The sequence below is a fragment of the Nocardioides sp. genome, assembly GCF_004803405.1.
In the GTDB taxonomy this organism is placed as follows: Bacteria; Actinomycetota; Actinomycetes; order Propionibacteriales; family Nocardioidaceae; genus Nocardioides; species Nocardioides vastitatis.
In genome coordinates, this window is sequence record NZ_SSXI01000168.1 from 1 (window position 1) to 11520 (window position 11520).

The following is an 11520-nucleotide window of genomic DNA, read 5'->3' on the forward strand; positions in this document are numbered from 1 at the left end:
CGGCGGTCATCGCGCTCAGTCAGCTGCCGGGCCGGTCCGGGACCGAGCGGCCGGTCGGCCCGTCGACACCCTCGCTCACTCCGCCCGCGACCCCGTCCGCCGCGGTCCAGCCGCGCTGGGATCCGTTCACGGTCGTCGATGCTCCGCTTCGTCCCTCGGTGCTCCCGGAGCGGCTCGCTCCGCCGGACTCGCCGCCGAGGGTCGCCGAGGACCCGATGGGGAAGGCGGCGGTCGCCTGGTTCGAGGAGGGCCTAGACCTGCGACTGCTGGGCATTGATGGGCGGTGGCGATCCGTTCCCGACACCGCTGACGCGGTGTCGGGAAAGCTGCACAAGGTCGTCACTCCGGCGCTCGCACCTGATGGACGTCAGGTGGCGATGTCGACCGATGACGGCATCCTCCTCGTCGATCTCGCCACCGGCGTGCAACGCACGATCCCCTGGCCTCCCGGCCCGCTGGCGCAGCCGACGGACACGGCGCCGGCATTGCGGTGGCTCCCGGAGGACGAGGGTTTCGTGGTCCTGCACTGGGAGCAGACCTGGCTGGTGGCGCTCGACGGCACCGGTCGTCCGGCGCCGTACGGCGCCACGGCGCCCGCTCAGATCGCGGTCGACCCCGAGGGGAGCGTGGTGGAGCGCCGGTGGGACGAGTCGGACCTGCGCGTCTGGCGCGGAGGGGAGGTGGTGAGCGACGTGCACGTCCCGTACTACGGCCAACGCGTGGTCACCCGATACGGCCGGCTGGCTCTCACCGGCTGGGGCACCAGCCTGCCCGGTGACAACGGACCCATGGTCCTCGACACGGCGACCGGTGAGCTCGTGGCCTATGCGCCGATCCGGGACCCGGACGATGCCTACGGCACGAGCGGACATCTGAGCGCTGTCGGGTTTCTCGACGCGGAGACCGTGCTGCTCATGGTGGGTCCCATCAGGTTCGGGGAGATGGACGTCGGCGAGGAGTCCTGGCACCTGGTCGCCTGGCACCTCGGCACGGGAGGGTTCGAACGGCTCACCACCGGCGACTCCCGGATGCGCCACATCGACGTCGCGGGTGACGTCATCGCCGCCGATGAGTAGGCCGCATCCCTAGACTCCGACACGTGGACTTCTACTCCGCCTACGCCCACGGGTTCGCCCGCGTCGCAGCCGTCACCCTGCCGGTCGCCATCGCGGACCCGGCGACCAACGCCGCGCGCACGCTCGAGCAGGCCCGGGCGTGCCACGACGAGGGGGTGGCGGTCGCGATCTTCCCCGAGCTCGGCCTGACCGGCTACGCCGTCGACGACCTGTTCCTCCAGGACACGCTGCTGGCCGCAGTGCACACGGCGATCGGTGAGCTGGTCGAGGCGGCCGCGGACCTGCGGCCGGTGATCGTGGTCGGAGCACCGCTCGAGCACCGCAACCGGGTGCTCAACTGTGCGGTGATCATCCACCGCGGCGCGGTCCTCGGGGTCGCTCCGAAGGCGTATCTGCCGACCTACCGCGAGTTCTACGAGCGGCGCTGGTTCGGCCCGGGTGACGATCTCTGGGGCGAGGAGATCGCGGTCTCCGGGGTCACGGTGCCGCTCGGTCCGGACCTGATCTTCACCGCGACCGACGTGCCCGGACTTCACCTGCACGTCGAGGTCTGCGAGGACATGTGGGTGCCCATCCCGCCGAGTGCCGAGGCGGCGCTGGCCGGCGCGACCGTGCTGGCCAACATCTCGGGCAGTCCGATCACGGTGGCGCGCGCGGACGACCGTCACATGCTCGCCCGCAGTGCGAGCTCCCGCTGCAGCGCTGCCTACCTCTACGCCGCCGCCGGACAGGGGGAGTCGACGACCGACCTCTCCTGGGACGGCCAGACGATGGTCCACGAGTGCGGCGAGCTGCTGGGGGAGAGCGAGCGCTTCCCCGAGGGTCCGCGGCGCACCGTGGTCGACGTCGACCTCGACCGGATCCGCCAGGAGCGGCTCCGGCAGGGGACCTTCGACGACAACCGCCGCGGCTGGGCGTCGCGGCGAGCGGGCGTCGCGACCGCCGACGGTCGCTTCCGGCGGCTCGAGTTCGAGCTCGACCCGCCGGCCGGCGACATCGGCCTGATGCGCAAGGTCGACCGCTACCCCTTCGTGCCCGACGACCCGGCCCGCCTGGCCCTGGACTGCTACGAGGCCTACAACATCCAGGTCTCCGGCCTCGAGCAGCGGCTCTCCGCGATCGGGCAGCCGAAGATCGTCATCGGAGTGAGCGGCGGCCTCGACTCCACGCACGCGCTGATCGTGGCGGCCAAGGCGATGGACCGGCTGGGCCGCCCGCGCAGCGACATCCACGCCTTCACGATGCCCGGCTTCGCGACCGGCGACCGGACGAAGTCCTACGCGACTCGACTGTCCACTGCGCTCGGCTGCACGTTCCAGGAGCTCGACATCACCCCCGCCGCCAAGCAGATGCTCGACGACCTCGACCACCCGTTCAGCGAGGGTGAGCCGCTCTACGACATCACCTTCGAGAACGTGCAGGCCGGCCTCCGCACCGACTACCTGTTCCGTCTGGCCAACCACCGCGGCGGCATCGTGCTCGGCACGGGCGACCTCTCCGAGCTGGCGCTCGGCTGGTGCACGTACGGCGTCGGCGACCAGATGTCCCACTACAACGTGAACGCCGGCGTGCCGAAGACGCTCATCCAGCACCTGATCCGCTGGGTGATCGACAGCAGGCAGCTGCACGGCGGTTCGTACGACGACGAGGCGGACGCCGTCCTGCGCGAGATCCTCGAGCAGGAGATCACCCCGGAGCTGATCCCGGCCGAGTCCGGCAAGAAGCCGCAGGCGACCGAGGACTCGGTCGGCCCCTACGCGCTGCAGGACTTCACTCTCTTCCACGTGATCCGACGCGGCTACCGGCCGAGCAAGATCGCCTTCCTCGCCTGGCATGCGTGGCGCGACCAGGCCGAGGGGGACTGGCCGCCCGGGTTCCCGGAGGACCGCCGGGCGTCGTACGACATCGCCACGATCCGGGCCTGGCTCGAGGTGTTCATCAAGCGGTTCTTCAGCAGCCAGTTCAAGCGGTCCGCGCTGCCGAACGGTCCGAAGGTGAGCGCAGGCGGCACCATGTCCCCTCGCGGGGACTGGCGGATGCCGTCGGACGCGAGCCCCACGGCGTGGCTGGCCGAGCTGGAGAGCGTGCCGAAGCGCTGAACCGGGCTGAGCCGGGGCCGGCGCACCAGTGCCGGCCCCGACCCAGGCTCAGACCGCGGTCGGGGGCGTCGCCGTCGCCGCGATCGTGCGGTCGTGGTAGCCGTGCGCCATCCGGGCCATGCACAGCGCGGCCACGCCGAGGGCGAGCAGGCCGAGGCCGAGGTGCGCCGTGCCGTCGATGCTGAACAGGCTGAGCGCCCCGAGCAGGGACCACAGGGCGAACGCGTCACCGCCCCAGCGCGGGGCGAAGAACACGACGACGGCGAGGACGATCTCGATCACGCCGAACCACAACATCGCGTCGGTCGCGCTGCCGGGGATCGCATCGTTCATCCAGGTGGCGAGGTAGGCCTCCCAGTTGTCGGTCATGAACCCGAGCAGCTTGTCCAGACCGAACAGCAGCGGGAGGACGACGAACGTCGCCCATAGTCCGAGGAAGGCCTGCCGAGCCTCGTCCACGCGGTTGATGGCGGCGAGGTCGTGCATCTCGTCCCGGAAGTCATGGGTGAGGTCGTGCCAGGCATGGGTGGCCATGACGGTTCTCCTTTCGAGGGTCTCGCATTTGTAAGAGACATCTGTATCGACGGTAGAACTTTGAGGCTATTTAGGCAAGACTTGTGTCCGTTAGAATCCGAGCGCGGATGTGAGGGATGAGGGGCATGAGCGAGGACGCGTTTGCGCGACGGGTGACCAAGCTGGGGGCGCTGGCGGATCCGGTACGACGACGGCTCTACCGATTCGTGGCCGAGCAGCCCGGTGCCGTGAGCCGGGACCAGGCTGCCGAGGGGGTCGAGGTGGCGCGTCACACTGCGAAGTTCCACCTGGACAAGCTGGTCGACGAGGGTCTGCTGACCACCGAGTTCCGCCGGATGAGCGGACGCTCGGGACCCGGTGCGGGTCGGCCGGCCAAGCTGTACCGCCGCTCGCGCCGGGAGGTGGCGGTCAGCCTGCCGGAGCGTCGGTACGACCTTGCCGGGCAGGTCCTCGCCGAGGCCGCCGAGCGCGCACTCGAGGGGACGCCCATGACGGAGGCGCTCGGGCTCGCCGCAACCGACGCCGCCGGCGCGATGGTCGAGGCCGTGGCTCCTCGCGGGGAGGGCATCGAGGCGGTCGCCGAGGTGCTCGACCGGCTCGGTTACGAACCCGCCGGCTCCCGCGAGCTCGAGCTGCGCAACTGTCCGTACGCGCGGCTGGCCGCCGACCACACCGACCTGGTCTGCCGGGTCAACGAGTCGTTCGTCTCCGCGCTGGTCGGCCATCTCGACTGCGGCGCCGGGGTCACGCGACGTGAGGGTGGGCCCGCCAAGGGCGGGTGCTGCGTCCGGGTCGGCCACTGATCGGTGACGCGTCGGTGCACTCGCCCCGCGAGTGCACCCGCGCCTCCTGCAGGCCGTGCCCCTAGGCTCTCCCCATGGGCAAGCAGGAAGACTTCGTTCTCCGCGCTCTCGAGGAGCGTGACGTCCGGTTCGTCCGGCTGTGGTTCACCGACGTGCTCGGGTTCCTCAAGTCGGTGGCGGTCGCGCCGGCCGAGCTCGAAGGGGCGTTCTCGGAGGGCATCGGGTTCGACGGCTCGGCGATCGAGGGCTTCGCCCGGGTGTACGAGTCGGACATGCTCGCGCTGCCCGACCCGACCACGTTCCAGATCCTCCCGTGGCGCAGCGCCGAGGGTCCCTCCACGGCGCGCATGTTCTGCGACATCGTGATGCCCGACGGCTCCGCGTCGTACGCCGATCCGCGCAACGTGCTGAAGCGGACCCTGGGCAAGGCGGCCGAGCAGGGGTTCACCTTCTACACCCATCCTGAGATCGAGTTCTACCTGTTCAAGAACGACCCCGAGCCCGGGGTGGAGCCGATTCCGGTGGACCGCAGCGGCTACTTCGATCACACCGCGCACTCGTTCGGCTCGGACTTCCGCCGCGAGGCGATCACGATGCTGGAGGCGATGGGCATCTCGGTGGAGTTCAGTCACCACGAGGGCGGTCCCGGTCAGCAGGAGATCGACCTGCGCTACGCCGACGCGCTCTCCACTGCCGACAACATCATGACCTTCCGCACCGTCATCCGCGAGGTCGCGCTGAGCCAGGGCATCTGGGCGACCTTCATGCCCAAGCCGTTCACCGACCACCCCGGTTCGGGGATGCACACCCACGTCTCGCTGTTCGAGGGCGACCAGAACGCCTTCTACGAGGCGGGCGCGGAGTATCAGCTCTCCAAGACCGGTCGCCAGTTCATCGCCGGTGTCCTCAAGCACGCCAGCGAGATCTCGGTCGTGACCAACCAGTGGGTCAACTCCTACAAGCGGATGATGTTCGGCGCCGAGGCGCCGTCGTACATCTGCTGGGGCCACAACAACCGGTCCGCGATGGTGCGGGTGCCGATGTACAAGCCGCTCAAGGGCCAGTCGACCCGGATCGAGCTGCGGACCATCGACTCCGCCTGCAACCCCTACCTCGCCTACGCCGCGGTGCTCGCGGCCGGCCTGAAGGGGATCGAGAACGGCTACGAGCTGCCGCGCGAGGCCGAGGACGACGTGTGGGCGTTGACGGAGGCCGAGCGCCGCAGCCTCGGCATCGAGCCACTGCCCCGGAACCTGATCGACGCGATCACCGTCGCCGAGCGCTCCGAGCTGCTCGCCGAGACGCTGGGGGAGCAGGTCTTCGACTTCTTCCTCCGCAACAAGCGGGCGGAGTGGGACGGCTACCGCGGCCAGGTCTCCGCCTACGAGCGTGACCAGATGCTGCCCGTCCTCTGATCCCGTGAGCCTCCTGCTCGGCAGACCCGTCGCGGGGCGGGAGAGCGCATGAACCGCGCGACGATGCGCACCGAGCTCTTCCGGCTCGGGTTCGACGACAGCGACCGCGCCCAGGCGAATCTCGATGACCTCGGGGGCGCCGGCTCCGCCCTGCTCGCCATCCTCGGCCGGACCGCGGAGCCGGATGCGGCGCTGCAGTCGCTGTGCCGGCTCGCCGATGCGGTCGACGACCGGGATGTCCTCCTGGCCGCCCTGGCCGAGGACGAGGGCACCGCGATGCGGCTGCTCAGCGTCCTGGGCGCGAGCGCTGCGCTCGCCGATCACCTGTGCACCCATCCCGAGCAGTGGCGCGAGCTGACGGATCCAGCGTTGGGCTGCACCCGACCGGCGGCCTGGGCGATGCGGGCCTCGCTGCTGGAGGCCGTGGGGGCCGATCCCGCGGTGGACGTCCCGATCTCGACCACACCGGAGGCCGAGGCGGTCGACGCGCTCCGCGTCGAGTACCGGCGGCTGCTGCTGCGGCTCGCCGCGCGGGACCTCACCCACCACCTGGGCGTCGACGACGTGGCGGCCGAGCTCTCCGACCTCGCGGCGGGCACGCTCGAGGCCGCGCTCGCGATAGCCCGGCAGCGCGTGGGGGAGGAGGCCGCGGATGTCCGCCTCGCCGTGATCGCCATGGGCAAGTGCGGCGGCCACGAGCTCAACTACGTCTCCGACGTCGACGTGATCTTCGTGCACGAGCCCGTCGCTCCTGACGTCGACGACGCCGCGGCCGGCCGCACGGCCGCGAAGATCGCGTCCCAGATGATGCTCGTCTGCTCTGCGCACACCGCAGAGGGCACGATCTGGCCGGTCGACGCCGCGCTCCGGCCGGAGGGCAGGGCCGGTCCGCTGAGCCGCACCATCACCAGCCACCGCAGCTACTACCAGCGCTGGGCAGAGCTGTGGGAGTTCCAGGCCCTGCTGAAGGCTCGGGTCGTGGCAGGCGACCTCGCCCTCGGGCGGGAGTTCGTCGCCATGGTCTCGCCGATGGTCTGGTCGGCGGCCGACCGCGACGGCTTCGTCGACTCGGCCCGCGCCATGCGACGCCGGGTGCTCGACAACATCCCGACGAAGGAGGCGGACCGCCAGCTCAAGCTCGGCGCGGGCGGCCTGCGCGACGTCGAGTTCGCCATCCAGCTGCTGCAGGTCGTGCACGGTCGCGCCGACGAGCGGATCCGGGCCTGCGCGACGCTGAGCGCGCTCGCCGAGCTGACCCACGGCGGCTACGTCGGGCGCGAGGACGGCGAGGCGCTGCATCGCGCCTACGCGTTCCTGCGACAGCTCGAGCACCGCATCCAGCTCTACCGGCTCCAGCGAACCCACGTGGTGCCGTCCGACGACGCGGCGCTGCGCCGCCTCGGCCGCAGCCTCGGCTTCCTCAAGGAACCCGCGAAGCGGCTCGACGACACCTGGCAGCACCACCGACGCGAGGTCAGCCGCCTCCACCAGAAGCTCTTCTACCGGCCGCTGCTGAGCGCCGTCGCGAGGATCGGTGCCGACGAGGTCCGGCTGTCGTCCGAGGCAGCCGGCGCTCGCCTCGCTGCACTGGGCTACGCGGACCCGGAGGCCGCGCTCCGCAACCTGCAGGCGCTCACCGCGGGGGTCACCCGGACCGCCTCCATCCAGCGCACCCTGCTGCCCGCGATGCTCCAGTGGTTCGCCGAGTGCCCCAACCCCGACGGTGGGCTGTTCGGATTCCGCCGGATCAGCGAGGCCCTCGGTCGTACACCGTGGTACCTCTCGACCCTGCGCGACGAGGGCGAGGTCGCCGAGCGTCTCGCCCACCTGCTCGCGACCTCCCGCTACTGCACCGACCTGCTGGAGCGCGAGCCAGCCGGCGTGCGCCTGCTCGGCGGCGACCTCGCGCCGCTCGACCCCGAGGCGCTCGCCGAGGAGATGCTCGCGACCGCGCGTCGCCAGGACGGCCAGGCGAAGGCGGTCCGGGCCATCCGCGCCGTCCGACGACGCGAGCTCCTGCGGATCGCCGCCGGCGACGTACTCGGCCTGATCGACGTGGCCGACGTCGGGTTCGCCCTCACCCGACTGACCGACGCCACGCTCGAGGCCACGTTGCAGGTCACCGTCGAGACCGTCCGCGAGCAGCGAGGCCTGGACCGCGCACCGACCCGGCTCGCGATCGTCGCGATGGGTCGGTACGGCGGCTTCGAGCTCTCCTACGGAAGTGACGCCGATGTGCTGTTCGTGCACGAGCCGGCACCGGGGATCGATGCCCACGCGGCCGGATCGTTCGCCCGTGCTGTCGCCGAGGAGGTACGACGCGCGCTCGGCGCGCCGGGGCCGGACCCCGCGCTCGTGGTCGACGCCGACCTCCGGCCCGAGGGCCGGCAGGGGCCGCTGGTGCGGACCCTCGACGCGTACGCTGCCTACTACGGCAAGTGGTCCAAGGTCTGGGAGGCACAGGCCCTGCTGCGAGCCGACGCCGTGGTGGGCGACCACGACCTGCGTCGGAGGTTCACCGACCTGATCGATCCGCTGCGCTACCCGGAGCGTGGGCTCGATGACGCCGAGGTCCGCGAGGTCCGGCGGATCAAGGCACGCGTGGACAGCGAGCGGCTGCCGCGCGGGGCCGATCCGGCCCTCCACCTCAAGCTGGGACGGGGGGCGCTCGCGGACATCGAGTGGACGGTCCAGCTCCTTCAGCTCCGCTACGGCGCGCAGGTTCCCGGTCTTCGCACGTCGCAGACGCTCCCCGCGGTGACGGCCGCGGCAGAGGCAGGGCTGCTGGCCGCGGAGGACGCGGAGACCCTCGCGACGGCCTGGCGGATGGCGACGCGGGTCCGCAACGCCCTCCTGCTGGCGCGCGGCAAACCGGGCGACCAGTTCCCGCGCGCGTCCATCGAGAGACGTGCGGTGGCGGGCATCCTGGGCTACCAGCTGGTCGAGACGGACCGGCTGCTCGACGACTATCTACGAGGCACACGCCGGGCGCGAGCCGTGGTCGACCGGGTTTTCTGGGGGTAAGGCTCCTGAGCGACAGTCCTCGCCTGGTTACCACAAAGGCGTTGATCGATATGTAATGATGTTCGACGTCGGGCCGCGGCCGACCCCCCCAGAGGTCGCGGCCCGACGCCTTTTTTCGACACCGTGGTGGTCGGCGCGCCCAGGCCCGCAGCCGCCCGAGCCGTCTCTCGGCGCGCTGTCGGCCCGAGCCGGACCGGTGGACCGGACCAGGACGGGGTCGGCGAGGATGGCTGCCCGTGACCACCTTCGACCTCGTCGTGCTGGCGTTCGCGCTGGCGATGGATGCCGTCGCGGTGTCGCTCGCGGAGGGCCTTCAGCTACGCCGACCGTCCTGGCGCGACGCACTCCTCATCGCCGGGATGTTCGGCATCTTCCAGGCCCTGATGCCGGTGCTCGGATGGGTGCTGGCGTTCTGGTTCGCGGACGCCGTCAGCACGGCGACGCCGTGGATCGCATGCGGGCTGCTGAGCCTGATCGGCGCGAAGATGCTGTGGGAGTCGTTCCACCATGACGACGGCCACGCCGCAGCTGTCGTCACGATCCGATCGGTGACACCACTGGCCGTCGCCACGTCGATCGACGCGGCTGCGGTCGGCGTGACCTTCGGTGTGCTCGAGGTCGACGTCGCCCCGGCGGTGGTCCTGATCGGGGTGGTGACGCTCGTGCTGTCCCTGGGCGCCGTCTTCCTGGGCGCTCGGGCGGGGCGGCACCTCGGTCGTTGGGCGACCCTGGTCGGTGGCGTGATCCTCATCCTGATCGGGCTTCGGATCCTCCTCTCCTGAGCCTGGGTGGCGGCCGGCCCCACTCCGACTGTGGGATACTTAGGTTATGCAAGCCTTAGTCGAGGCGGCAGTCGCGCCGGCCAGGCCCGCGATCGCCACCGGGCGCTCGCGGCGCGCCCTGGCAATCGCGACCGCGGCGGGCGCTCTGCTGGCCGTGGTGGTCCTCAGCCTGGCCCTCGGTGTGCGAGGCGTCGCCGTCGGCGAGACCTGGCGCGCCCTGTTCGATCCGGTGGCGGGCAACGTCGACCACCAGGTGATTCGGGGGCAACGGGTGCCGCGGACCGTGATCGGCCTGCTCGCCGGCGCCGCGCTCGGCCTGGCCGGCGCGCTGATCCAGGGCGTCACCCGCAACCCGATCGCCGACCCCGGCCTGCTCGGTCTGAACGCCGGCGCCTCTCTCGGAATCGTGGTTGCGGCGGCGTACCTCGGGGTCACCTCGCCCCTCGGCTTCATCTGGTTCGCCTTCCTCGGCTCGTCGCTGGCGGCCGTCGTGGTGTTCGCGATCGGCCACGGCCGTCCGGTGCAGCTCGCACTGGCCGGCGCGACCGTGACGGCGCTGCTGACCCCGCTGACCACGCTCGTCCTCTTCTGGGACTTCGACGCGTTCAACCAGTTCCGGTTCTGGGCAGTCGGCGCACTCACCGGTCGCGGGCTCGACACGGTCGCGGCGTTGTGGCCGTTCCTGCTCGCGGGCGCGGTGGTCTGCATGGTCGTCGCTCACCGGCTCAACGCCCTCGCCCTCGGTGACGACGTGGCGGCGGCGCTCGGGCAGAGGATCGGGACGACGCGCGCGATCGCCGGGCTCGCGATCGTCGCCCTCGCCGGTACGGCGACCGCGCTGGCCGGTCCGATCGCCCTGGTCGGGCTGGCCGTGCCCCACGCGGCCCGACGCCTGGTGGGCACCGACTACCGCTGGATCGTGCCGATGTGTGCCCTGCTCGGTCCACTGATGCTCGTGACCGCGGACGTGATCGGCCGGTTGGTGCGCCAGCCGGGCGAGATGGAGGCCGGCGTGGTGGCCGCGATCATCGGTGCACCGGTGCTGGTCGCCGTCGCCCGCGGTCGGCGGGTGGCGGCACTGTGACCACCGAGGCGATCGCTCGGATCCGCCGCCGCCAGCGGGTCCGTGCCACCACCGTCGTCGCCGTCGGCGCCGGCCTGAGCGTCGGCCTGCTGGTGCTCACGATGAGCCTGGGTGTCGCCGGTGTGCCGCCCGCTCGCGCCCTGCCCGCGATCGTCGGGATCGGCGAGCGCCTCGACCTCCTCGTCGTGCAGCAGCTGCGACTGCCGCGTGGCCTCGCCGCGATCCTCGCCGGTGCTGCGTTCGGCCTGGCCGGCGCGCTCTTCCAGTCCACGCTCCGCAACAACCTCGCCAGCCCCGACATCCTTGGCATCTCTCAGGGCGCCTCCCTGGGCGCGATCACGGCGGTCATCGGCTTCGGTGCCGCGGGGGTGGCCGTCTCCCTGGCAGCGCTCGGCGGCGGACTCACGGTCGCACTCGCGATCTGGGCGCTCGCGTGGCGCAACGGCCTTCACGGCCTGCGCTTCGTCCTGGTCGGCGTCGGACTCTCCTACCTCTGCGGATCGCTGGTCGCCTGGTGGCTCTCCGAGGCCGACATCCGGGAGGCCGGCAGCGCGCTGCTCTGGACCGTCGGCTCGGTCGCGGACGTCCGGGACGGCTCGCTCGACGTGCTCGCCTCGGGGGTGGCTGCGCTCGGGCTGCTGGCGGTGGCGGTCAGCGGCGAGCAGCGCCCACTGGCCCTCGGCGACGAGCACGCCCACGGGCT

9 protein-coding genes are annotated in these 11520 nt (G+C 71.5%); 8 read left to right on the top strand and 1 reads right to left on the bottom strand.

Going from position 1 to position 11520, the window contains the following annotated elements; all coding sequences use genetic code 11:
• On the top strand, positions 1 to 1076 hold a 1076-nt coding region (locus tag E7Z54_RS23205; RefSeq protein ID WP_168798292.1), incomplete at its 5' end, for a hypothetical protein.
• Between the two features lie 23 nt (positions 1077 to 1099).
• Entirely contained in the window at positions 1100 to 3175 is a 2076-nt protein-coding gene (locus E7Z54_RS11990) for an NAD(+) synthase (RefSeq protein ID WP_136433974.1), read from the top strand.
• A 48-nt stretch (positions 3176 to 3223) separates the two neighbouring features.
• On the opposite strand, the gene E7Z54_RS11995 is transcribed toward E7Z54_RS11990, so the two are convergent.
• Positions 3224 to 3709, bottom strand: a complete 486-nt coding sequence (locus E7Z54_RS11995; RefSeq protein ID WP_136433976.1) for a hypothetical protein — start codon at positions 3707 to 3709, stop codon at positions 3224 to 3226.
• 125 nt (positions 3710 to 3834) lie between these two features.
• Between E7Z54_RS11995 and E7Z54_RS12000 the strand changes: the two genes are divergently transcribed.
• The 6 genes from E7Z54_RS12000 to E7Z54_RS12025 all read left to right on the top strand — a co-directional run.
• Positions 3835 to 4512, top strand: a complete 678-nt coding sequence (locus tag E7Z54_RS12000; protein ID WP_136433978.1) for a helix-turn-helix transcriptional regulator — start codon at positions 3835 to 3837, stop codon at positions 4510 to 4512.
• A gap of 74 nt (positions 4513 to 4586) precedes the next feature.
• Positions 4587 to 5927 (top strand): type I glutamate--ammonia ligase, encoded by a 1341-nt coding sequence (glnA, locus tag E7Z54_RS12005; RefSeq protein WP_136433980.1) that lies wholly within the window; start codon positions 4587 to 4589, stop codon positions 5925 to 5927.
• A gap of 48 nt (positions 5928 to 5975) precedes the next feature.
• Positions 5976 to 8951 carry a bifunctional [glutamine synthetase] adenylyltransferase/[glutamine synthetase]-adenylyl-L-tyrosine phosphorylase gene (locus E7Z54_RS12010; RefSeq protein ID WP_136433982.1) on the top strand — a complete coding sequence of 992 codons (2976 nt, stop codon included), beginning with the start codon at positions 5976 to 5978 and terminating at the stop codon, positions 8949 to 8951.
• Between the two features lie 236 nt (positions 8952 to 9187).
• Positions 9188 to 9733 (top strand): manganese efflux pump MntP, encoded by a 546-nt coding sequence (locus E7Z54_RS12015; protein ID WP_206056175.1) that lies wholly within the window; start codon positions 9188 to 9190, stop codon positions 9731 to 9733.
• 46 nt (positions 9734 to 9779) lie between these two features.
• Positions 9780 to 10817 carry a FecCD family ABC transporter permease gene (locus E7Z54_RS12020; RefSeq protein ID WP_136433984.1) on the top strand — a complete coding sequence of 346 codons (1038 nt, stop codon included), beginning with the start codon at positions 9780 to 9782 and terminating at the stop codon, positions 10815 to 10817.
• On the top strand, positions 10814 to 11520 hold a 707-nt coding region (locus tag E7Z54_RS12025; RefSeq protein ID WP_136433986.1), incomplete at its 3' end, for an iron chelate uptake ABC transporter family permease subunit. The genes E7Z54_RS12020 and E7Z54_RS12025, both read left to right, overlap by 4 nt.